Annotated in this window: 19 protein-coding genes; 7 read left to right on the forward strand and 12 right to left on the reverse strand. The window is 33.4% G+C overall.

Going from position 1 to position 25,261, the window contains the following annotated elements:
• Positions 1–22: 22 nt before the first annotated feature.
• The 4 genes from LB100_RS01575 to LB100_RS01590 form a co-directional block, all read right to left on the reverse strand.
• The gene (locus LB100_RS01575) at positions 23–772 is read right to left on the reverse strand and encodes an NTP transferase domain-containing protein (protein ID WP_265022376.1); all 750 of its coding nucleotides are present in this window, start codon (positions 770–772) and stop codon (positions 23–25) included.
• 121 nt (positions 773–893) lie between these two features.
• Entirely contained in the window at positions 894–8,318 is a 7,425-nt protein-coding gene (locus LB100_RS01580; protein ID WP_456201161.1) for an ankyrin repeat domain-containing protein, read from the reverse strand.
• Between the two features lie 372 nt (positions 8,319–8,690).
• Positions 8,691–9,770, reverse strand: a complete 1,080-nt coding sequence (locus LB100_RS01585) for an ankyrin repeat domain-containing protein (RefSeq protein WP_456201163.1) — start codon at positions 9,768–9,770, stop codon at positions 8,691–8,693.
• A gap of 95 nt (positions 9,771–9,865) precedes the next feature.
• On the reverse strand, positions 9,866–12,466 hold the full coding sequence (locus LB100_RS01590; protein ID WP_456201165.1) for an ankyrin repeat domain-containing protein: 2,601 nt from the start codon (positions 12,464–12,466) through the stop codon (positions 9,866–9,868).
• 428 nt (positions 12,467–12,894) lie between these two features.
• Between LB100_RS01590 and mutL the strand changes: the two genes are divergently transcribed.
• The 3 genes from mutL to LB100_RS01605 all read left to right on the forward strand — a co-directional run bounded on the left by mutL (position 12,895) and on the right by LB100_RS01605 (position 16,212).
• A complete protein-coding gene (gene mutL / locus LB100_RS01595) occupies positions 12,895–14,682 on the forward strand; it encodes a DNA mismatch repair endonuclease MutL (protein WP_456201167.1) in 1,788 nt (595 codons plus the stop codon).
• A gap of 68 nt (positions 14,683–14,750) precedes the next feature.
• Positions 14,751–15,689: a WO male-killing family protein Wmk gene (wmk, locus tag LB100_RS01600; RefSeq protein WP_262986639.1), complete on the forward strand. Its 939-nt coding sequence runs from the start codon at positions 14,751–14,753 to the stop codon at positions 15,687–15,689.
• Positions 15,690–15,858: 169 nt separating this feature from the next.
• Complete coding sequence (locus LB100_RS01605) at positions 15,859–16,212, forward strand: hypothetical protein (protein ID WP_456201169.1); 354 nt, start codon at positions 15,859–15,861, stop codon at positions 16,210–16,212.
• Between the two features lie 21 nt (positions 16,213–16,233).
• Here the strand turns inward: LB100_RS01605 and LB100_RS01610 are convergent.
• Together LB100_RS01610 and LB100_RS01615 are read right to left on the reverse strand one after the other, a co-directional pair.
• Positions 16,234–17,348 (reverse strand): IS3-like element ISWpi17 family transposase gene (locus LB100_RS01610; protein ID WP_214303219.1). Its coding sequence is split into 2 segments (ribosomal slippage): positions 16,234–17,075 and positions 17,075–17,348, totalling 1,116 coding nucleotides; the frame shifts between segments, so codons are not numbered across the junction.
• Between the two features lie 347 nt (positions 17,349–17,695).
• Complete coding sequence (locus tag LB100_RS01615) at positions 17,696–17,827, reverse strand: hypothetical protein (protein ID WP_255521118.1); 132 nt, start codon at positions 17,825–17,827, stop codon at positions 17,696–17,698.
• 382 nt (positions 17,828–18,209) lie between these two features.
• On the opposite strand from LB100_RS01615, the gene LB100_RS01620 reads away from it, so the two are divergent.
• A complete protein-coding gene (locus tag LB100_RS01620; protein WP_319803442.1) occupies positions 18,210–18,962 on the forward strand; it encodes an ankyrin repeat domain-containing protein in 753 nt (250 codons plus the stop codon).
• A 102-nt stretch (positions 18,963–19,064) separates the two neighbouring features.
• On the opposite strand, the gene tyrS is transcribed toward LB100_RS01620, so the two are convergent.
• Both tyrS and rsfS read right to left on the reverse strand, forming a co-directional pair.
• Complete coding sequence (gene tyrS / locus LB100_RS01625) at positions 19,065–20,327, reverse strand: tyrosine--tRNA ligase (protein WP_264719682.1); 1,263 nt, start codon at positions 20,325–20,327, stop codon at positions 19,065–19,067.
• A 230-nt stretch (positions 20,328–20,557) separates the two neighbouring features.
• Positions 20,558–20,875, reverse strand: coding sequence for a ribosome silencing factor (gene rsfS, locus LB100_RS01630; RefSeq protein WP_064085463.1), 318 nt, complete (start codon positions 20,873–20,875; stop codon positions 20,558–20,560).
• 128 nt (positions 20,876–21,003) lie between these two features.
• Here rsfS and LB100_RS01635 point away from each other — a divergent pair, with 128 nt between their 5' ends.
• Genes LB100_RS01635 through LB100_RS01645 form a run of 3 tightly spaced genes read left to right on the forward strand, consistent with a single transcriptional unit; the run spans position 21,004 to position 22,862 of the window.
• On the forward strand, positions 21,004–21,603 hold the full coding sequence (locus LB100_RS01635) for a hypothetical protein (RefSeq protein ID WP_353281613.1): 600 nt from the start codon (positions 21,004–21,006) through the stop codon (positions 21,601–21,603).
• On the forward strand, positions 21,596–22,084 hold the full coding sequence (locus LB100_RS01640; protein WP_456201172.1) for an RNA pyrophosphohydrolase: 489 nt from the start codon (positions 21,596–21,598) through the stop codon (positions 22,082–22,084). The genes LB100_RS01635 and LB100_RS01640 overlap by 8 nt, the downstream gene beginning before the upstream one ends.
• The gene (locus LB100_RS01645; RefSeq protein ID WP_010403563.1) at positions 22,074–22,862 is read left to right on the forward strand and encodes a TatD family hydrolase; all 789 of its coding nucleotides are present in this window, start codon (positions 22,074–22,076) and stop codon (positions 22,860–22,862) included. Before LB100_RS01640 ends, LB100_RS01645 begins: the two co-directional genes overlap by 11 nt.
• A 5-nt stretch (positions 22,863–22,867) precedes the next feature.
• Here the strand turns inward: LB100_RS01645 and mdh are convergent, their stop codons facing one another.
• From mdh to ndhC, 4 genes are read right to left on the reverse strand one after another with little or no spacing between them, the layout of a single operon-like run.
• Positions 22,868–23,812, reverse strand: a complete 945-nt coding sequence (gene mdh / locus LB100_RS01650; RefSeq protein WP_264719678.1) for a malate dehydrogenase — start codon at positions 23,810–23,812, stop codon at positions 22,868–22,870.
• A gap of 3 nt (positions 23,813–23,815) precedes the next feature.
• A complete protein-coding gene (locus tag LB100_RS01655; protein WP_264719677.1) occupies positions 23,816–24,391 on the reverse strand; it encodes an NADH-quinone oxidoreductase subunit C in 576 nt (191 codons plus the stop codon).
• 1 nt (position 24,392) lies between these two features.
• Positions 24,393–24,899, reverse strand: a complete 507-nt coding sequence (locus tag LB100_RS01660; RefSeq protein WP_264719676.1) for a NuoB/complex I 20 kDa subunit family protein — start codon at positions 24,897–24,899, stop codon at positions 24,393–24,395.
• Positions 24,900–24,902: 3 nt separating this feature from the next.
• The gene (gene ndhC, locus LB100_RS01665; RefSeq protein WP_264719675.1) at positions 24,903–25,256 is read right to left on the reverse strand and encodes an NADH-quinone oxidoreductase subunit A; all 354 of its coding nucleotides are present in this window, start codon (positions 25,254–25,256) and stop codon (positions 24,903–24,905) included.
• Positions 25,257–25,261 lie beyond the last annotated feature (5 nt).

Here is a 25,261-nt window from a genome sequence, read left to right on the forward strand (position 1 = left end):
ATTAATGAATAAAAAAATGTAATTATGAAAGAAAAGTTGGCTGCCTTCTTTCTTGAAAATAGTGTTCGGCTTTAATCAAATCCTCCTTATTATTTACTCCCATTGCTTCTCTTTCATCAGAAACTACATAACCTACACTCAAGTTATTGTTTGCTGCAATGGGCACTATATCATTAAGACAATATTCATTGGTCGAATTATTAAATTTTATTTCTTTTACTAAGGTAAAGAGATCTTTAGCATATGAAGCTATTATTCCAGAGTTTGCAAGAAGCATTTTATCTCCATTTTTTAGGATTTTTTGAACATTGCCGTAATTATCAATTACTAATCTTCCATATTGTTCATCTTGACTATTGAATCCAAGAAGAACTAAATTATTATACTTTAAACAATCAGTCATTTTCATAACTGTATCGCTAGATATAAAAGGAGTGTCTCCATACTGTATTAAAACTATGTCTTGATCAGATAACTCCTCCAGATTTTCTAGAGCAATTTTAACTGCAGTGCCAGTGCCTGTAATATCTTCTTGAATTATTAGTTTTATATTGTATTGATCGATTATACTTTTTAGAGTATCAAAGTTTTCTAAATCTTTTAGAAGGGAGTTGTTAACAACAATTGATAAGCTTTTTAGACTCAGCAATTTTGCATTAGAAATTATATGTTCTAAAAGAGTAAGATTTCCCACTTGGTGCAACGCTTTTGAATATTCAGAATTCATTCTACTGCTCTTTCCTGCTGCTAATATTATCAAAATGTTACTCATACATAACTCAGGAATTGATTAGGTAGTAAGTTAATTTATAATTAGTAAGATGTAAAGTCCACTGTAATTTTTATATATTTTCTAGATCTTGGCACCCTCATTAGAGTTTCATTTAAGAGAGCTATAACTTTAAACTCTTTACTCGATTTTCTACGCTGACATCTTGTAAACTCTGATCTGGACTTTTTAATATTTCTAATAATCTACTTGCAAGGTTTGAGTGTTTATTGATTACTGCAACCTGGACTAATGACTTGTCTTGATCATTACGAGCATTTGTTACAGCTACGCGCTCATCAGGTTTTATTGCTTTCAGCTTACTGATAATTTCAACATTACCATTTTTTGCATTCTCAAACAGCTCTTCTACTAATTTCAATAGGTTAGTAATATTTTGGTCTCGAGAAAGATCAAGTGGTGCTTTACCTTCTTTATTCTTGATGTTATAAATTGCACCATGTTTTAATAAAGATTTTACAACTTCCAAGGAGCCACCTTTAGCTGCAACATGAAGTGATGTAGTACCACTAGAAGTAGTTTTAGCATTAACAAAGTCATTTAATTTATCACGACTGATATGTTGTAACAGAACCTCAACAATTTCTTTGTAACATTTGGAAGTAGCAGTGTGTAATGGTGTATTACCTTTATTAGTAACTTGACTAACATTAGCTCCATTTGTTAGTAAGATGTTTACTATATCTATGTGTCCATTGCTAACAGCGTAATGCAACGGTGTTCTTCCATCAATATCTTTATCGTTGGCATCAGCTCCATCTTTTAACAGACGCTGAACAGTTCGTATATCACCTTTACTAGCAGCAATGTTGATATCTTTCTGCAGATGCTGGAGAACCTCTGATGCTTCGCTACCCTCAAGCTTAAATCTAAAATTAATCATCTCTATCTTTTTTAAAATATCTAAAACACTCGGATGACTTGGTCCAAAAACAGCTTTTCTTTGATCAAAACTTTCTCTGTAGACTTTAAGTGCGCTGATCCATTTCCCTTGAGCAAAAAGTACATTTGCTATGTTGTATTGAGTATTCAAGGTTTCTGGGTGATTTTGTTGTAAAGCTTTTTTCTGGATATTTAAAACCTCTTGAAAAGCTTTCAAGGCTTCATGATGTTTATTTTGATTGAAGAGTACCCCAGCAATGTTATGTAACGTTCTCAAGGTATCAGCATGATTAATACCTAAAATTATTTTCTTCTTTTCAAAAACCTCTTTATAGATTTTTAAGGACTCTTCGTATTTACCTTGGTTAGCTAGTACCATTGCTATATTATTTTTGGCACTCACAGTGGCTAGATCATGTGTACCTAGTGTTTCTTTCCTCTTTTCAAAAACTGCCCTATTGATATTTAACGCTTCTTCATATTTTCCCTGTTTATCTAATACTAATGCCATGTGAAACTGAGTATTTAAGGTATCTGAATGATTTGACCCTAGTATTTCCTTTTGTCTCTGATAGACTTCTTGATAAATATTAAAAGCTTCTTCATCTTTCCCCTGTCTATGCAGCACTAAAGCGATTGTACTTCTTGTACTTAAAGTATCCTTATCGTTTAAACCCAGCATTTCTTTTTGTTTCTGAAAAATCTCTTCAAGCATATTTAAAGCTTCTTGGTAAATTCCTTGCTTATATAGCACTTTGGCTATATATGTCTGAATATCTAAAGTACCAGGATTGTCTGGTCCTAGTATTTCTTTTCTTCTTTCAAATGCGCTTCTGAAAATACTTAAGGCTTTTTGGTAATTGCCTTGATTCAAGAGCACTAAAGCTGTATCAATCTGAGCGGATACGTCACTTTGCGATATCTGCTTCAACTGCTCGACTTTTGAAAAGTTACTATGTACTGCAGCAACTACTAACGTTTTGTTCTCTCTATTACGAGCACTCATCACTGCTTTTACTGTATCAATATCCTTTATCTTATTTAGGTCATTAATAACTTGAGCATTACCATCTTTAACCTTTTTAAATGATTCACTGACTAGTTTAAATAAGCTAGTTATACTTTTATCCACAGTAAAATCTGATGGTGTTTTCCCACTGTCAGAGACAGCATTGTATACTGCACCATTAGACAATAGGGCCTTTACAACTTTTAAGTGAGAGAACTTAGCAGCATAATGCAGAGGAGTAAACCCCTTGTTACCGACCACATTAGGATTAGCTTTATTTTGTAATAGAATATTGACAACTCCATCATAGCCCTTCCATGCAGCATAATATAATGGTGTTACACTATCAGCATTTTTGGCATTAACAAACGCTCCTGCTTGAATGTAATTCTCAACCTCTGAAGAGCTATTACGTTTTACAGCCTCAAATAATTTCTCAGTTGATGCTAATAGATTGATAACGTCTTTATCGTTAGTCATTTCTAATGGTCTTCTACAAAGCTTGTCAACAGCGTTATAAACTGCACCATTTTTTAATAAAACTTCAATAACGTCTTTATAACCAAAATTAGCAGCAATATGCATAGGGGTTAAGCCATTAGTATCTTTAGCATTAACGTCAGCACCTTGTGCTATCAAATACTTTACAACTTCTAACCGACCTTTCATTGCAGCATAGTGTAGTAATGTCTGGTTAGCTGCACCAAGCTCATTAATACTCAACCCCTTGCTAAGGAAAAACTCTACGGTATTTTTATAACCTTCTCTAGCTGCAATGTGTATAGGCTTTGATCCAGAGGCATTTTTAGCATTAATATTAGACCCTTCATCTACTAGACATTTTACCATTTCCAAGTTACTTTCCTGTGAAGCAATGTGCAGTATAGTCCAATCATCATTGCCTTTAGCATTCATATCTACTTTTTTATACTGCAGTAACATTTTAACCACTTGCAAATGACCATGTGACACTGCTAATTCTAAAGATGTTCTACTCTTATTGTCTTTAACATTAATTTTTGCTCCATTACTTAATAGGACTTCAACAACATTATCATGGCCGTGTCCTGCAGCTATATGTAGCGGAGCACCTTCAACATTTACAATGTTAACATTAGCCCTATTTGCTATCAAAGTTTCAGCAATTTCCCCATGACCTTCTTGTGCTGCAAGATATAACGGTGTTGTACCATTAATAGTCATAGCATCAACATTAGCTCCTTTTGTTATCAGAGCATTTACTATCTCCTTATCACCTCTTTTAGCAGCCAAATGCAATAGTGTAGTATTTTCAGGACCTTTTGTGTTAACATAAGCTTTATTTCTTAGCAAAATCTCTACAATATCTCTGTAGCCAGCAAGAACTGCGAGTAATAAAGGTTCACCACCTTCTACATTAACACTAGCTCCATTTGCTATAAGAACTTCGACGATTTCCTTATGATTATATTTAATAGCAGAAAGCAATGGTGTTAGGTTATTGCTCTTAACATTAACATTGGCTCCATTTGCTACCAGAATCTCAACGATTTCCTTATGACCTGCTTCCACAGCTACATGTAATGGTGTACTGCCTGCAATACCTTCCGCGTTAACTTTAGCTTTATTTTTTATTAAAAGATTAACAACGTCTTTATGGTCTTCTACAACAGCTGCATGTAACGGTGTAAGACCATAATTAGCTTTAGCATTTACTTCAGCTTTATTTTTTATTAGGAAAACAACAGCATCTCCACGGCCATTTAGAGCAGCTGAATGTAATGGTGTCATACCATCATTAGTTCTAGCATCGACTTCAGCTTTATTTTTTATCAAGAGATCAATAACATCTTTGCTACCGTTCATAGCAGCTGCATGTAAAGGTGTACTACCCTTAATGTCTTGAGCTCTAACTTCAGCTTTATTTCTTATTAGGAGTTCAATAATATCTTTGTGACCTTTCAGAGCAGCTACATGTAATGGTGTTAGATTATTATTGGCTTTATCATTGATTTCTACTCCATTTTTTATTAAAAGCTCAGCAACTGCCTTATGACCACTCTCTGCTGCATAGTGTAATGGCGTAGCATTATTTTTATCTTTAGCGCGAATGTTAACCCCATGCTCAAGAAGAGCAACAACTATCTTCAAGTGGCCACTCTGCACTGCAAAATGTAGTGGGGTTATACCTTCCACAGTGGCAATACTAGCATTTGCCTTATTTGTCAGTAAAGCCTTAACAATTTTCTCATGTCCATCTTTTGCTGCGTAGTGCAAAGGTGTGTTATTATAGGTTTTGTCAACAACATTAACATTAGCTCCATGCCTCAATAAAATATTAGCTATCTTTTCATGACCGTTTTCTATTGCATAGTGTAATGGTGTACAACCATTTATGACACTAGCATTAACATTTGCCCCTTTCAGAATTAAAGCGTTTACTATTTCCAGATGGCCATTAAACGCCGCTGCATGTAATGGTGTCCAATCTCTGTCATTTCTAGCATTAACGTCTGCCTTATTTTGAAGTAAGAAATTAACTAACTCCAGGTGACCACTTTCTGCAGCTTCATGCAATGGAGTAAAGCCACCCATGGCCTCATTAATATCAACATTCGTATCTTTTTCTAGTAGAACCTTAGCAACATTAACATGATTATTTCTTATTGCATAATATAAAGGTGAAAGACCACTCATATCTTGAGTAACAGTACTGGCTTTATTTTTTAATAAAACCTCAACAGTATCCTTGTGACCATTTTGGGCTGCAATGTGTAGTGGTGTTTTGCCATGATTATCTGCATCATCAACATATAAACCAGCTTCCCCTACAAAAAACTTCACAATATTTTTTCTTCCATGTGCAGCAGCGATCTGTAGTGGGCTTTGACCATTAATATCTTTAACATTAACGTCTAAATTTTGATTAAGAACAAATTTTACAATTTCAAGACTAGGTCCCTTAGCAGCAAAATGTAATGTAGTCCATAAGTTAATACTTCTAGCATTGATGTCTGCTCCTTTTTTGAGATAACTCTTTAAGTCTTCGAGATTCCCTTCTTCCAATGCGACAAACATTCTTTCCTGATTAGTAATAGTAATAAGACCTTGATCGTATTTATCCTTCAATTTGGAAGGATCGTCTCTCACTAACTTGCCAACTTTTTTCTTACTTTTCATTATGTTTTCTGAAGTAAGTTTTTTAGCGTTTAAGATAACTGCTATTGAGGGATCAGATAACAATACATCAACCAAGGCATTATCGTGTGCTAAGTGATTACGCAAACATTTTCCAGTTAGTAAAGGAGTATTCTCATCTAAGAAAAGTAAATTGTTTTCTAGATAATTCTTTGAGGTGCCTAAGATTGACATTATATCCAGAACAAGCATTTCTACTACTGCTTGCAATTTCTTATTACTCTTATAGGAAGGGAGTTTTTCAATTAATTTACCACTCAATGCGTTATTCCTTAAAATACTTTTCAGTTCAGATAGCTTCAGTGCAAGTTGGTTATTATATTTTTCTTCTGTTATATTGTAAGTCTTCTTTTGTTTGTATGCAGGAATAAAAGAACCTTTCTCATTCAACTTTTCTCTTAATTCCTCAATCCATTTGATATCACCTGTTCCAAATTCAGCAATATAAAAAATTTCGCAAGTTAATCTATTTACTTCATCAAGGTTGTCTTCTTGTATTCTTGACTTAACACTATGAGAAATCTTCTTCGATAGCTCAGCAATCTCTTTAAGGCTGTGAGATTCTATTCGGGGAACAATATTCTCTAATGTTTTATTAGCACGAAATTTCATTCCCCTAATAACGTTATGGTCAATCTTATTATCACTAAAGCCAATACTTAAACTCTTTAATAATGCAAACCCTGTAATATAATCAGTTCTGATATTTTCTGATTGAGTTCCTGCACAATTGATTATGTTATTAATTTTATTAAACAGCTCTTGCTCGTGACTTGTCTTTTCAGTTACACTATTGCTTAGTTCTGCAATGAGCTTTTTAAGCTTTTCGTGTTCCATTGTTACAAAGTTTCCTGAGGTTATTTCATCTAATTTAGCGTTGCTAAACGCTTCGGTGACTTCTTTTATCTCATCCAAGTTCTCACTATTAATAATTTTTCTTAGAAGTATTCTGACAGTTTTAATTTTGTTGTCATAAAGAATACTAGTAATCACATCACCAACTTTCTTAGTGTCATTTTGAACACCAATAAAAAAATTAACATCTGTATTTTCCTCAATCTCTGTTCTTTTAGAGAGTGAATAAGCATGTGATAGTGAGTTACGTAAATCTATAATGACTTCTCTTGTGTTCTTTGGTAATGATAGTAGAAGAAGCTCGCTTGTAGTGCTAGATAACTTGGGAGATTCTAGAGTGTTTTTTAAATATTCACCAATAACCTGTAAAACCCTTGTAATAATTAACTGTCCTTCCCTTTCTTTAGGATTAGCTGATAATGCCAACTTTATATAATCACTTATTTTCTCTAAAGAATGAATATCCCTAATTTGTTGATAATCGCTATACAACTCTCCAAATTGAGGATAATTGCTAACGATCTCTGCAACAACCCTCTCACGTTTTAACTTCGGGAGATCAGCAAATTTACCAATGTCCACACCTTCTATAATATCTTTTTCTTCTTTAAGTTTCTTTGCAAAATTTTCCAAGTGGTCTAGTATTTTACTTTTATTCAATGTGGCATTATAGAATAGATTCATTTCCTGTCGTTTTATGTGAGAAGAAACAAAACTGATCAAACAAAATTCCATTTCTTCCCAAGGTAGTCTATCGTAGGTTGATTTCAACTGCCGCTTTAATATATGAATATTTTGTGCAATAAATTTTGCTATGAATAAAAACTTTTCATCTACTTTTTCTGTGTTTGAATACCCTGCCTTTAACAGGCTAATATTTTGAAGTACTAACTCAATCCGCTCTCTTATGTTATTAAGATAACTCTTCACATTCTGATCTTGTCCAGAAGCACTAGAGAAAAAACGGAGGTTTATCAACTTATTTTCAACAAAAATTTCTATCTCTTCTGACAAGAATACGTTCTTTAGTTTTAATTCCTCATAAGCTCGTGAAAGAATTTCATCTAATTCCCTGAAATGAACAGCAAAATAATTACCTGGCCATTTATTAATGAGTGTATCAAGAAGTTCAACATTACCTGAACGTATAGCATAATAAAACGCATTATGGCATGTTTCATCCTCATCATCTGGTAATATAGTAGTTTCTCTGATGCCAACAGATAAATTACTGAGAATTTTACTATTATTGCCAAGTAGGTATTCTAAAATCTTTACCTTATTGTGTTTACAAGCTAAGATAACTAAGTTAGTACTCTTAACAGGATTGTTAGCATTATCATAATAGTCTCTCAAAGTTACTTGATCTTCTGCATCACTTATGTAATCAATAAAATTGCTTAATTTTTTTAAGCTGTCGACATTACCATCTGATATTGCCTCTTCGAGTTCAGTTAAAACCAGGAGATAAAGTTCTTCAGCTTTTGCTTTTCTGCGGTAGAGCTTTTTATATTCTCTAATAAACTCCTCTTTTGATGTGTAAGAACGTGATAAAAACTGTTTATCTTCTTGATAAAAACTGGTTTGTTGTTTAGGTACATGCATAAACCCTCTCTGAGATATATTTACACCAGTATTAGAATAGCAAAGTTTACTTAATATGGCAAAAATTAAAATAGCATCTTTTGTTAATAAAATATTTTTGAGAGAATATCTACTAATCCTGCAATTTCAGGACGAAAAGCCTTCACAACATTTGATTTTGGGTGTGGGAAATGTGTTGGTTGTTTAAATTTTTAGTAACACCTACTAATAATAACCCGTTTGAAAACAACAAAGAGAAATGATGATCAACTTACATAAAAAAGCACTAAGTTTAGTGTTTTGGCATTATAGCAATCTCTTATGTATCACCTCTCTGGAACCATACGACTAATTGTTGTTCATAAAAAACTCTAGTACTGACAAAAAATGTATTTATTCTAATCTTGCACGTTTGGTATCATTACTTATAGAAGTTTCATAAAGTCTTGTACCAGGCTCTACGAGATTATTTAAGGAACTTAAAGATTGAAAAGTACGTTTATTGGAATCATCAAACGCTACTATAAAGTTTAACAAGTTATCATTAGATAGATATTCAGTTATATTATATGTAGAATCATGATCCAGAATAATTTTCTTTTCTTTGGCATCTTGATCTGCCACATCTAATTTAGTATAAAATTGTATCTTACTTAACTTATTTAACAAATCTGCTCTTTCTAAAAAAGGTTTTACCTTATCTAATATGATATCATTATATATAGGATAGCGTATGGAATAATCAATTTTTGCTAGTCTTACAGATAATTGATTATTATATAGTACATGTATGTTGAAATTATTTGTAACAAATTCATATAGTGGAAGGCTATCTTTTATTTCATCTGTTTTCATTTGAAGAATTTCACAAACACAGTCATCTAGATAACTTGATAATTTACTGTAATTACTGCATCCTTTATAAGGAGATAAGTCAATAATTTTTCCGTAATCCTTATTGAAGTTCCTTACTAAAGTAAATTTAATCAACAATTTAGCGCATGCTAGATCACTTACAGCGTTATCTAAAGATGTGGAACAATTATCATAAAGCCGTCGTTCACGATTTCTTATATTAATATCAGCTCCATATCCTAATAGTTCTTTAACTACTTCCAGATTTTTACCACTTTTTTTTACAGCATGGTTCAGTGCAGTATTGCCTTTACGGTTTGTTGCATTTACATCAGCACCATGTTTCAGAAGTTCTCTCACTAATTCTAATTCCTTCCCCAGTGTTATAGCAGAATGTAGTGGAGTTTCACTATACATGTTTCTTGAATTGACTTCGGCACCACCTAACAAAAGCTCTTTAGTAATTTCTACACTACTAGTAGTATGAAGTAACGTATCTCTATTCCTTTCTACTCTAAGGTTAGCATTAGCACCTGCAGACAAAAGAGCTTTAACTTTTTCTAAGTTTCGTTCATAGACTGCTTTTTCTAATTCTTTGTTAATATTATTATTTAGCATATTTTTAAAATCCTCCTAAATTTCACTATTTTGTAACAAAATTTTTGTATATTTTCTAGATCTTGGCACCCTCATTAGAGTTTCATTTAAGAGAGCTATAACTTTAAACTCTTTACTCGATTTTCTACGCTGACATCTTGTAAACTCTGATCTGGACTTTTTAATATTTCTAATAATCTACTTGCAAGGTTTGAGTGTTTATTGATTACTGCAACCTGGACTAATGACTTACCTTGATCATCACGAGCATTTGTTACAGCTACGCGCTCATCGGGTTTTATTGCTCTCAGCTTACTGATAATTTCAACATTACCATTTTTTGCATTCTCAAGCAGCTCTTCTACTAATTTCAATAGGTTAGTAATATTTTGGTCTCGAGAAAGATCAAGTGGTATTTTACCTTCCTTATTCTTGATGTTATAAATTGCACCATGTTTCAACAAAGACTTTACAGCTTCAAAAAAGCTATTTTCAGTAGCAACATGCAATGATGCAGTGCCTTTAACTATTGTTTTAGCATTAATAAAATCACTCAATTTATTGTGGCTTACACGTTGTAACAAAGCTTCAATAATTTCTTTATGACCTTTGGAAGCAGCAGTGTGTAATGGTGTATTACCCTTGTTAGTAACTTGAGTAGCATCAGCTCCATTTGCTAGCAAGATATTTACAACTTTTATGTGCCCATTATTAACAGCATAATGTAATGGCGTTCTTCCATCCACGTTCTTCGAATCAATGATTGCTCCATCTCTAATGGAACTCTCAATTCCTAAATAATTATTATCTTCTATAGCCTTAAATAACTTCTCAACCAATTTTAGTAATTTTATTACTTCTGGGTTTCCTCTTCTTTCCGCAAAGTGTAATGGTAAAACATATCTACCTCCTTCAGCTCTAGCATTAAAGTATGCTCCGCTCATAAGTAGAGACCTAACTATATCTAAATTACCAATTTGTGCCCCTAAGTGTAAAGGCGTAGCATTTTTATCCATTTTTGCATTAACATCCGCTCCATTTATAATAAGAGTTTTAACTACCTTAGGATGAACATATTGAGCTGCAAGATGTAGGGCTGTGCCTTTATTTTGATTTTCTTTTACATTTACATCAGCACCATGTTTCAATAGAACGGTTGCTATCTGATCATAACCTTTTTCTGCTGCAAAATGTAAAGGAGTCCAATTTGTGTGATCTAAAGCATTAATATCTGCTTCCTTTTCTAAGAGCAATTCAACCACCTCTAAATGATCATGGTCTACTGCAAAGTGTAGAGGTGTAGTACTTTTAACTGTTTTAGCATTAATGTCTGCTCCTTTATCAAGCAAAGATTTAGCAACTTCTAAATTACCATCATATGCTGCACAATGTAGAGGAGTCCAACTTCTGTTATCTAGAGCATTAATATCTGCTCCATTTTCAATCAAGAAATTCATTATTTCCAAGTGATTATGTTCTGCTGCCAAATGTAGAGCTCTTCTACCATCATCCATCTTTGCATTTATATTTGCTCCTTTTGCAATTAAGCTCTCTACTATTTTTAAAGAAAAACCATTATATGCTGCATTATGTAAAGGAGTCCAATTCTGATCATCCACGGTGTTAATGTTTGCTCCATTTTTAATTAAAAAATCACTCACCTCGAAATGACTTTGCTGAATTGCTAGATGCAAAGGTGTAAAACCTTCGTTTTTTTTAGCATTAACATTGGCTTTTTTCTCTATTAGTAGCTTCACTACTTCTAAGTGACCATTCTGAGATCCTATATGTAAAGCTGTGGAATTATCGTGGTCCTTAGCATTAACATCAATTCCCCTTACGAGAAGAAGAGACTTAACTACTCCAAAGTGATTACGTTCTGCTGCTAAATGTAGAGGTGTAAGATTCTCATAATCCTTAGCATTAACATTAGATTTTGCTTTTAGTAAAATGTCTACTAACTCTAAAAAGCCATTTTGAGACGCTAAATGTAGAGGTGTAATCTTATCATCTGTTTTTGCATTAACGTTTGCTCCCGCTTCAAGCAGAACTTTAACTATATCTAACCTACCAGTTTGTGTTCCCAGATGTAAGGGTGTAATGTTTGCATCAACTTTATGATTACCTATGCCTGAAGATCCAGCGTTAATATTAGACCCTTGTGAAATAAGAGCTTTAACTACTTCGAGGTTACCATTTTGTACTGCAGAATGCAAAGGTCTTGCTCGATCATTATTTACAGCATTAACATTTAATCCCTTTTCAATAAAAACATTTACTATATCTAGATGACCATTTTCTGCTGCTAGGTGTAAAGGTGTATTAAGTTTATCTGTTTTAGTACTAAGATCTGCTCCATTTGCAATCAAGGTGTTGACTATATCTAAATATCCTTGCTGGGATGCAAAACTTAAAGGTGTAAAGCCTAGAATGGTCTTATGGTTTACATCTGCTCCATGAGCAATAAGAAAGTTAACCATCTCTAAGCGATTTTTTGCAATTGAAAAATACAGTGGCGTAAAGGCATCGTACTTAATCTCTGAGTTAATATCTAAACCCTCTCCTAATAAAGTGTTGACTAAATCCAACTGACCATTTCCTGCTGCTAAATGTAGCGGCGTAAGACTAAGATGTTTCTGAGTTTCATAGTTTTCATTTAAAAACTCTACAAAAAATTGCAGCTGATCCAGATTATTAGATATTCTATTAGTAAACATAAAGGCCTCGCATGAAGAATTTATGTAAAATATAGTATCTACAAGTTTTTAAGCAAGATAAATCTTCTTCTTAAAAAAGATACTGTGATCCAATCTGTGTGCTTATAACTTTTTTATTTGATCATGAGTGATCAGCTGTCTCAGCTGCAATAGAGACACCTGCCTTAAGTAGCTACGTCAATTTTCTCTGTTTTTGCCCCTTTTTTTTCTGATGAAGATGTCTTCATTCTTCTCAGTAGCCAATATTCTTTTTAAAGAATAATCGTTACGTGCACCAAGGAACTTAGAAAGAACAATAGGAAATCCACTTAAAAAGCATTAATAATTATACATAATTCTAATGATCTTCATGAAAGGGCTTAGAATAGAATTTAATAGACAATCTGATTTTAATTGATATTAAACTGATCAGACTGAGAGTTGAAAATATGGCAATAATTCTTTTAGACACAAAAACTATAAATCGTATAGCAGCGGGAGAGGTAATAGAAAGGCCAGCGAGTGTAGTAAAGGAATTAGTAGAAAATGCAATAGATGCTGGAAGTTCAGAGATAGAGATCAAAATAGAAAGTGGTGGACGTAACCTTATAACTGTGACAGATGATGGAAATGGAATAGAAAAGGACGACTTAGAACTAGCATTTATGAGGCATGCCACTTCAAAATTAAGCGATAGTGAGTTAATAGAAATCAAGCACCTTGGGTTTAGGGGAGAAGCTTTACCTTCAATTGCAGCAGTAAGCAGAATGAAATTATCGTCTAAGGCAAGTGGAGCAAAGGAAGCATGGTCTATAAGGTATGAGGGAGGAGAAAAAATAAGAGAGATTACCCCTTGTTCTTTGTTGCAAGGTACATATATTGAAGTTCGTGACTTATTTTTTGCTACACCAAATAGACTAAAGTTTCTAAAAACCGAAAGGGCAGAAACACAAAGTATTGTTGATATTGTGAATAACTTAGCGATGATTAATTATAGTATTGGGTTTACTTTCACTTCTGGTAATAAAAAGCTCTTAAAATATGTTAAGCAAACTTCGCTGTTCAACAGATTATGTGAAATAGAAGAAGAATTTCAAAGCAATTCACTGGAAGTTAAAGAGGAAGAAGAAGGCATCAAACTTAAGGGACACATCTGTAAACCTAATGTCAATCGTGGCAACTCAACTCAGATTTATACGTTTGTTAATGGAAGGCCAATAAAAGACAATCTACTTGTTGGTGCAATTAGATATGCGTATCACGATTTTATTCCAAACAATAGGTATCCTTTTGCAGTGTTGCATTTAGAAGTACCATATGACCAAGTAGATGTAAATGTGCATCCAAATAAATCGGAAGTAAGATTTCAGAATAAAAGGCTAATATATGAAATAGTGAGAAGAGGGATAATAAAAACACTATCAACGAGATTTGCAGCGGGTGATCAAGGTATTGAAGAGGAGCTAATTTTTAATGATAGTAAAAGCCAAGAGCAGGTTGATAGTCAAGAGAAAAAAGATCAAAAAGAGTTTTATGAAAAGAGACCAAGTCTTTTAGAAAATCGTCTAATGAAAGAATTCAATGCACCAGATGAAAGAAGGCAAAGCTTACCAGAAACTTTTAAGTATGGAGAATCCCCAGCCCAAAAGGGAACGATGGTTTTAGAAAGGAAGCAAATTGATTTGGTAGAGGATCATCCCCTAGGATATGCACGTTGTCAGGTCCACAATACTTACATTATTGCTGAGGCTGGAGATAGGCTGATTATAGTAGATCAACATGCAGCCTATGAGAGATTGATATACGAGTGCTTAACAAGCATAAAAAGACAAAAACTTCTTCCTGAAACAGTTGAAATTAAAAACCAAGCTGGAATGGGAATGGTTAAAACTTATAAAGATGAGCTTTTTGAAATGGGTTTTGATATTGAAATACAATCAGAAGATAAAGTAACGATAAAAGAAATACCTGCAATCTTGGGAACAATAGATATAAAAGAGATGCTAGTTGATATAGTAGATAAGTTAATGGAAATGGAAGATACGTTGCCAATAGAGGATAAGGTGAATAAAATATCAGCCACAATCGCTTGCCATGGAGCAGGAAGAAAAATGAAATTGGAAGAGATGAATGAGATACTAAGACAAATTGAGAAAACTCCATATCCTGGTCATGAAAGACCAACGTATATAGAAATGAAACTAAGTGATATAGAAAAATTGTTTGAAAGGAGATGAGTTCAATTTGTCAAAAAGGTTCCCAATTAAGTATACGTAACAGCTCTTCTGGTTATGGAGTATAAAATGTGAAAAAAGAGAATAAATGCTCTAATTTTTTAGATTACAAAGTAATAGGACAGGAAGTAAGAAATCGTAGATTAGCAAAGGGATATACTCAAAAAGATTTAGCAAAAAAAATCGGAACAACATATCAGGTAATACTTCAATACGAAAAAGGAACACGCAGAATTTCAATTAAGAAGTTATATGAATTAGCAGAAGCATTATCAACAACTGCTAGAGATCTAGCTTGCGTACAAGAAGTATCAAATGAGGGAAGGTATGAGGGAGAAGAGGTATTAAATCTAGTAAGAAGACATAGAGAGATTAAGGATCAAGAATTACGTGAAACGTTTTATTTATTAACTAAATTCATCCGTATTAGTGAGGAAGAAAGTGGAAAGGCGGTAAAAATAGAAGTAGCAAAGGGTTTGGTTAAGGAAGGAGTTTCTGCTCATGTTATCTCTCGAACAACCAATTTATCTGTTGATGAATATGATAATGATGAGAAAAAAATTTCCATTCCGTATAAAGTAGGTCAAAGAGTAAAAGAATGGAGGTTGAGAAGAGGATACACTCAGGAAGATTTAGCAAGTAAAGTGGGCATAATAAATCAAAGAATATATGAATATGAACAAGGACGAGCTGCTGTTTCACTTGAAATGTTAGATGAAATAGCAAAGATGCTATTAATTAATATTACAGATCTGCTTCCAGAAACAAGAGAAAATGAGAATAGTGAAGTGGAACTATCAAGGTTAATAGAAGAATACAAAAAGATTAAAAGCCAAGAATTACGTCATGTACTCATAAAATCTCTGTTTGAAAGCATACAAGTTTGCAAAGAGAAAGTGAAGAGAGTAGAAAAGATGAAAATTGCAAAGAATTTAGTTAAGGAAGGAATTTCTATCAATATTATTTTAAAAACAGTGGGCATCTCTTTAGACGAAATTCAACAAATTTAAAATAAAAAATCAGTATCTATTAATATCTTTACTTTTTGATGAAAAAATAAGTAAAAAAGATTGAAAAATTGATTTGACTTCACTCAAAAGCTATGGCCTTATGCCAATGCTGACAAAAAACAGCAGTAAATATATAAAAACATTTTGTTATTAGTGAAGGGTAATTTTTATGAATAATAAGAAAGATCGTAGAGAAGAAATAGAATTCAGAGCATTAGAAAGCAACGGTAAAGCACTACTTGATCGTGAAGTAATAGAAACGTTTCTAAGTGCAGTGCATGACAGGGAAGAAGCTCGAATTATTGCTAGAAAGCTAATAGATAATTTTGGAATAGGAGGAGTTTTAGGCCAGGAAATAGATGACTTGAAAACTATAGAAGGGATAACTGACTCTACAGTAGCAGTAATTTTATGCCTAAAGGAAGCTGCAAAGTATAATGCACCCATTTGTCTAGACCATTTTTTTCAAAGTGATCCGATTTTTAAAATGAATATGTTGATAAATACGTCGACACACATTTAAAGTATTTATCAATATATTCATTTACTGTTTATGATAATAAAGATCAGCAGGAACTTTATAATGTAGAGTCTGATGTCGCCTTCTATAGTTATACCAAGCAACAAAATCATTTATTATAAGATTTAAATCTCTGATACTATTTGGTCTATAATAATATATAGCTTCTTGCTTTAAAGTTCTCCATAAGCGCTCAACAAATATATTGTCGAAGCAACGTCCTTTATGGTCCATACTGATTTTAATATTAGCACGCTCTAATTCCATAATAAAGTTGTAGCTAGTAAACTGCACCCCCTGATCACTATTAAAAATCTCAGGTTTACCTTGTTTTAGAGCTTCTTTGAGAGTATAAAGGCAAAATCCAGCATCGAGATATGGTGATAATGAATGAGCAATAATATAGCGACTATACAAGTCCATTATTGCCACAAAATAGATAAACTTACCTTCTACCATAATATATGTTATATCAGTAGCCCATACCTGATTAACTCTACAAATAATCAAATCTTTGAGTAAATAAGGATATATTTTATGCTTTTTTTCTTTAATACTTGTATTACATCTTTTTCTACAATACAGCCCACTAATCTTCATTTTTTTCATAATTCTTAAGATTTTTTTGTGATTGACTACTACTCCACTCGCTATGATTTCAGCAGTAATTTTACGATATCCATAACGGCAATCAGAAGCCAAATATACTTCTTGAATCAAATTTGCTACTTCACTTTCGTTATTAATTATAGGCCTATAATATAGGCTAGATCTGCAAATCCCCAATAAATCAGCCTGTTTCCTAATTGACAGATCAGAATCTTTTTCTATAAACCTTACTCTATCTTTTTTGCTTATTTCAGTAATTTTTTTTTCAAATAGCTATTTTCCACTGTCAATTCTCCTATTACTTTATGTAAACTTTCTATTTCTTGCGCTAAGATTCTTTGTTTTCTCGCACTTTCACTTTCTTCAACAAATAGGTCTTTTAACCTTGCCAATACTCTATCACGCCAATCATATAGATTTGTTGATGGTATTTTATATTCACTACATATCTCAGCTGTGCTTTTTTGATTTTTTATTGCTTCCAAAGCTATCTTTGCTTTTAACTCTGGTTCATATTTTTTTGTCGCCATACTTTTACCCCTTTACCTTCCTACTCGGATCAACCATTTTTTTTTGGTCTAGTTTATGGGGTGCATTATATCCCAAATATTACTTTGGGCATTAGCTTCTTGGACAATCCCTCCAATGTAAGTGCTTATGGCTGGCTGCCTACTTACATTCAAATGAATATAAGAGCACCTATATGGTTATCCCGTTTCACGATTTTGTTTCGTGTTAGACTTAGGTTCTTACTTTTTACCGGAAGCTGAGAACATCTATAATCAAAGACATCTAACTTTAATTCCTCGTATGCTTCATACCATTTTGGTCTATGCGTAAAACAACCTTAATTTCGCATATTCAATATAACGACAATTCAATCATAAGTTTCTCTCGTAACCATATCTAACTCTGTTTGCAGGAGTTTGCTATAAGGTTTAGCATTACCTGCTTTTATCTCATGCTTGCATCCTAAAGGTTGCCATTCTTTAAAATGTGAGACATACATTATCCCTGATGTCTAGGGAAGATGGAATCTAACCATCACAAAATCGCAACTTCGGGTCGCACAGAAGTTTTACTATCATTCACTAATCTAGCTAGAATTCAAGAATTTCAATGCTTTAGCTATTTTAAGTAGAATTAAATTTACTAGTACAAACAATAAATTACTATTCTTAAATTTAATCAGATTGATTGCAAAAAATAAGATTTTCAATAAGCTGCTTGTATAGTTAGCCTTTCATAGATAGTGATGCAACAAAGCCCGCTGGAATCTAGTTCATATTATATATTTATCTGATAAGTTCCATGTATGTGTAATTTATTTAAATTGACTTCTTATCATATAATTAAATACATTATTGAAAATTAAAGATAAGGTTATGGCAATGGAAATTTCAAATTGGCACGAATTATTAAGTTTAGTTAATGTTGACAAAGATTTAAGCAAAGATAACGTAATTGAAAAAATACAAAATGAGCTGAAAAGATATTCAAAGGAATATGAAGAGTGGGAAAAGTCTGGCTTTGATATAAATTATGTGTTTAAAGATGGTGAAAAAGCGACTCTTTTGCACTTGGTGGCTTCCTTTAACCTAGAAAATATAGCGAAGGCTCTCATGGAAAAAAGGGCAAATGTTAATGAAAAAGATGTAAAAGGAGATACTCCTTTACATAATACTACTTATCTTGATAGTATAAACATAGCAAACGCTCTCATAGAAAAAGGTGCAGATGTTAATGCAATAAATATATGGAGAAGGACTCCTTTACACTATGCTGCTTTATTTCGCAGTATGGCCATAATAGATGCTCTTGTGGAAAGAGGTGTCAATGTTAATGCAGTAGATATGTGGGGAGAGACTCCTTTATACTATCTTAATTGTCAAGCAATTAAGATAGGGTGGATTGCCGGTGGAGTAACTGCATTATTAGGTACTGCTATATCTATAGCACTTTTTACAGCCGGAGCAATTACAGCTGAGTTAATACCTATAGTTATAGCAGTAGTTGCAATTACAGCAACAGCACTAATAGTTGGCAATGCTATATATAAATTGTCAAAGCCTGATACTCAAGTTGATAAACCAATCTTAGCAAATCGACAGCAAGAAACTGCTAGCGATAGTAGGGTTGCCTAGCGATTCTGCCACAGTGTCAGCTGCTTCAATGATATCCATTTGTTCCTATAATTATCTTTTCTTGGCTACCTTATTTTGCTATTCTGCTGAACAGAGACAAATTTACTTTCTTACTTCACTCACTAAAATTTTAATATGGCGTTTCTTTCCTGCAGATAATTTGATAAATGGCTGACCTTCAAAGCTTTCAGAGTTTATTGTATAGTTAACATCGTTTATAGTATTATCATTAACTTTACATCCATTTCCCTGTATTAAACGCTTTGCCGCACCTTTTGAAGGTTCAAAACCGGTGTCATGAAGCAAGTCTATCAGGAGTATGCCATTTGCAACTTGTTCTCTTGTGATAGTGTAACCAGAAAGCAATGAACTGTCTTCATTTTCAAAAGCAGAGATTGCAGCAGATCGTGCAAGTTTCGCTTCTTTACAACCGTGACATATTTTTGTCACTTCTGTTGCCAAGACCTTTTTTGCTTCATTTATTTCTTGATCCTTCAAGGACTCTAGTTTTTTAATTTCATCAGTTGGTAAATCAGTGAAAAGTCTCAAGAAACGACCAACATCTTGATCATCAACATTGCGAAAATATTGCCAGTAGTCATAAGGCTTTAGCATGCTGCCATCGAGCCATATAGCTCCACTTTCAGTTTTGCCCATCTTTTTTCCTTGCGCGTTTAATAAAAGAGGTGTGGTAAGACCAAACAGCTCAGGTAAATTTAACTTTTTGCCAAGTTCAATTCCGTTTACTATATTTCCCCATTGGTCTGACCCTCCAATCTGGAAACGACAGCCATACTTTTTATTCAACTCGACAAAATCATAGGCTTGTAACAACATGTAATTAAACTCGAGAAAGCTTAGATTTTGCTCCCTATCTAGCCTAATTTTCACACTATCAAAGCCTAACATGCGATTTACAGAAAAATGTGTCCCTATATCACGCAAAAAGTCTATATATTTTATGTTATCTAACCAATCTGCGTTGTTTACTATGATTGCACCAGTTTTTCCATAATCGAAAGATATCATCTTCTCGAGGGTTTTCTTTATACCAAGTATATTTTGATTGATATCTTCTATCGGCAAGACGCTTCTTGCTTTGTCTTTACCAGATGGGTCACCAATTTTTGTTGTGCCACCTCCAAGTAGAATTATTGGCTTATAACCGAATTTTTGTAGGTGACGGAGCATCATGATTTGAATGAGACTGCCAATATGCAAACTTGGTGCCGTACAATCAAACCCAATGTATGCAATTATATAATTATCTTGTGATAATAGCTGGTCTAACCTATCAATGTTTGTACATTGATATAGGTATCCTCTTTCTTGAATGAAGTTTAAAAACTCAGATTTATGTTTCATAATATGTTATTTTGTGTGTAAACGGTGTTGTTAACGATGGCGTCATTCCAGTGCTTGACGCTGGAATCCAGTTTATTATGAAATTTCATCAAAAATGTTGTATAGTGTGCTCATTTATGATTAAGTTTTCTAGATTCCAGTGTCAAGCACTGGAATGACACCACCAACTTCATAAGGGTTGCCTTCAAAATTACAACATTTGAGCAAGTGTATACCAGCTACCTGGATAATCAATTCCATAACTCTTCTATCTTATAATATTCTCTTACTTCTGGCCTGAATAGGTGAACCATTATACCTTGAAAATTCACAATCACCCAGTTACCTTCATCCATACCTTCTACATCTATTTTATCATATTGCTTGAGATTTTTCATCACTTGCTCAGCTAATGCTTTTACATGGCGGCTCGAATCACCGGATGCAATGATCATATATTTTGCAATGACAGTTTTATTCTGTACATCAAAAGTAACTATATCTTGACCTTTGTTTTGATCTATTACATCTACAATTGTATTTTTTATTGATTCTGTATCACCATTCATTATTCTAAATTATATAATTTATCTGTAATGATACACTCAAAATTTCTGAATATGAACTATTTTTGATATGTTTCTAGTGTAACGTTTATAATACATATATTTGTAATATATGATAGTTTTCTGATGGTATGGTCATTTACTTAATCGGATTTCCGGGTAGTGGCAAACTTACGATTGCAAAAGAGCTGTGTAATATTATTGATGGGGTGATAGTAGACAATAACCTGTTTAATAATATTATATTTGATATGATTGATTTCAGAAACGCTGAGGTTACAAGTGAAATATGGGAAGAAATTTTTGTGATTAGAGAGAATATGTTAGCAATATTGGAAAAATACCATATAGAATCAAAGCATTATATATTTACAAACGAATTGATAAAAGGTGATTCCTATGATCAAAAAGTATATAACTCAGTGGTGAATTTAAGTAAAAAAATGAACGTGGAGATTCTCCCTGTGGTGTTATATTGTAATAGTGGAGAACTAGTAAAGCGCGTTCAATTAAAGGAAAGAGAGCAGGAGAGAAAAATTACTGATTCAGATTTTGCTATGAGAAGAATTAAAGGAAAGAAACTATTTGTGCCTCAAGGTTCACTTGAAATTGATAACTCAAACTTAAGCGCAAAAGAAGTTGCAAAAAAAATTGTTGAAAAAATGAATAGTAAAAAAGTAGTTGGAACTTCTATGATAGATAATTTAGCAACAGAGAGTATTTGTGATTAGTGAGGAGAAAGAGTATCGCCCTTGTGTTGGCATAATGTTATTTAACAAACAGGGAAATATTTTTATTGGAAAACGTTTTGATAGTGACTCTTATTGGCAGATGCCACAAGGAGGAGTTGATGAAGGTGAAGAGCTAGAGCAGGCAGCGCTACGTGAGCTATTGGAGGAAGTTGGTACTGATGAAGAAGAAGTTGTGGCTCAAAATAAAGAGTGGATATATTACAACTTACCCGAGGAAGTTATACCGATATGCTGGAATGGGAGATATTCTGGCCAAAAGCAAAGGTGGTTCTTAATGAAATTTTGTGGGAAGGATAAGGATATTAATATTAACTATACTGATCATCCAGAGTTCAAAGAGTGGCGTTGGCAAAATGTGGATGATTTGGTAGCCAGTGCCATACCGTTCAAAAAAGAAGTTTATAAAAAAGTGATAGAAGAGTTTTCTTCTATCATAAAAGGATCTATTTATGATAGTTGATTCTCATTGTCATCTAATTTATTTTTCTGATGATGAAATACCAAAGGTAATTTCAAGAGCAGAGCAAAATGGTGTGAGAATTTTGCATAACATATGTATAAGCATTAATGATATCCCTAAATTATTAAAAATCTCTTCATCCTATGATCAAGTCTACTGCTCCGTTGGTATACATCCGCTTGATACTAATGTGGAAAAAGGTGAGTGTATAAATGCTGATGAATTGATTGAATTTACTAAGGGCAAAAAGGTAATTAGTATCGGTGAAACCGGATTAGATTTTTATAAATCTGATAACAAAAGCAATCAAAAAAAAAGTTTTGCATCACATATAGAAGCGGCAAAAGTAACAGGATTACCTTTAGTTATTCACACTAGAAATGCTGATAGTGAGATGATTGATATGTTAAATTCAGAAATGAAGAAGGACGCTTTTAGTGGAGTAATGCATTGCTTTGCTTCTTCTAAAGAGCTTGCTTATAAGGCTATGGACTTGGGATTATACATTTCATTTTCTGGAATTATTACTTTTAAAAATGCGAACTTACTAAGAGAAATTGCACAAAATGTGCCACGTGAGCGTGTTTTAGTTGAAACTGATGCACCTTATCTATCTCCTGAGCCTTACAGAGGAAGAAAAAATGAACCGGCAATGGTGAAATATGTTGTGAATTGTTTAGCAGAATTATGGAATGAATCGCCGGAACAAGTAGCAAAAATAACTACAAATAATTTTTTTAGACTGTTTTCGAAGCTTGAGCTCAAAGAAATTCTATAGGGCAATTAATTTAGCTTACAGAGCTCTTTTACTGCACTTACAGATTTATAAAACATCTCTTGTTCACTATCGTTCATTTTAACTTCTAGAACTTTCTCAACTCCATTTTTGCCAATAATAGTAGGAACACCAATGAATAAGTCTTTCACACCATATTCACCATTAAGATAAGCAGCGCATGGTAATATACGCCTTTTATCTTTTAAGTATGATTCTAGCATGCTTATGGCTGAAGATGCAGGAGCATAGTATGCAGATCCAGATTTAAGTAGACCAACTATTTCTTTTCCACCATTACGAGTGCGCTCAACTATTTCATCAACTTTTCCTCGCGTAATCAAACCCATCTCAATGATTTGGGTAAGTGGAATGCCAGCAATTGAAGCATAATTGATTAGTGGTACCATAGTGTCACCATGTCCTCCAAGCACAAAAGCAGATACATCTTCGACAGAAATATTTAACTCACTTGCAAGAAAATAACGAAAACGAGCAGAGTCAAGCACTCCTGCCATACCAACAATCATATTAGTTGGCAGGCTTGAAGATTTGTATACTACTGAAACCATAGCATCTAAAGGATTGGTAACCACTATTACAAATGCGTTTGGAGAATGTTTTTTAATATTTTCCCCAACCTCTTTCATTACTGCAGCATTAGTTTGCAGAAGGTCATCTCTGCTCATTCCAGGTTTTCTGGCAATGCCAGCAGTTATTATAATTGCGTCAGAGTTTTTTATATCTTCATACCTATTTGTACCAGTAATATTGACATTAGATCGATCAATAGGAGATGATTCTGTAATGTCAAGCGCTTTACCTTGTGGTATTCCATCGCTTACATCAAGCAAAATAACATCTCCTAGCTCTCTTAGTGCAATCATATGGGCAAGAGTCCCACCGATATTTCCTGCGCCAATCAAAGATATTTTTTTTCTTTGTACTGTCATTTTCTACTCCTTTCTATTTATTTTTGTGGCTTTACTACCTTCCCAAGGGGATAAGCTATCAAACATACGAAAATCTTGCGGTAAGTCTATATGATTATATACAACCTTTTTTGCCTCTATATCGTATCTTACTTCCTCGTAGCCAGTGAGAGGAAAATCTTTTAACATTGGATGGCCTTTAAATCCATAATCCGTTAAAATCCTACGTAAATCTGGGTGATCAGAAAACTCTATTCCATACATATCAAATACTTCACGCTCAAACCACGAAGCTGCGTTAAATATTTTTGCTACACTTAGAGGTATATCACCTTCACATAACTGAAGCTTTATGTGCACTCTGATATTGTGTACAACGCTGAGCAAATTGTATATTAGCTCGAAACGTTTTTCTCTATCTGGGTAATCAACTCCAAAAATATCAACTAATAATTCAAGCCTACATTTTTCATCATCACGCAGAAAGAGCAAGTGATTTTCAATGCCATTCAAAGTTGAATATATTACAATAGTACCATCATTTTTTTGAATACATTCACATTTAGTATTGTTTTGTATGTATTTTGCAGTTTTATCCATGCTATATATTCTTAGTTCGTTTTATTTTATTTTGTAGACATAGCATTCCATATAGAAGAGCTTCAGCAGTTGGCGGACATCCAGGAACATAAACATCAACTGGTACAATTCTATCACAACCACGGACTACTGAGTAAGAATAATGATAATAGCCACCACCATTTGCACAACTTCCCATAGAAACTACGTATTTGGGGTCCGCCATTTGATCATAAACTTTACGCAATGCCGCTGCCATTTTATTAGTTAGTGTGCCAGCAACAATCATAACATCTGCTTGCCTTGGACTTGCACGAAAGATCATGCCATATCTATCAAGATCATAACGACTGGATGCAGTATGCATCATCTCCACTGCACAACATGCAAGACCAAATGTCATTGGCCACAACGAGCCAGACCTTGCCCAGTTCATTATATAATCTATTAAATCACCAAATTTAGTGATAAGAAAACCTTCTTTTTTGTAACGATTCCAGTCGCCATCAGATAGAATTTGATTTACCATAAACTACTCCCACTCTAACGCACCTTTACACCACTCATAGATAAAGCCTATAGTAAGTATTGCAAGGAATATTATCATAGACCAAAATCCACAATAACTTATTTTAGATAAAGAAACAGCCCAAGGGAAAAGAAAAGCAATTTCTAAATCGAATATTATGAACAATATTGCAACTAAGTAAAATTTTATGTCGAAACTTTTTCTGGCTCTTGATAAAGGATTAAAGCCACACTCATATGTAGAAAGCTTTTCGCCATCTGGGTTACTAACTGCAAGAAACATAGGTAATACACCTAAAGTAAAAGATACTACAATTGATACACAGATAAAAATTAATATGGTTAAATATTCACTCATTTAAA

The sequence above is a fragment of the Wolbachia endosymbiont of Protocalliphora sialia genome (genome assembly GCF_053891855.1).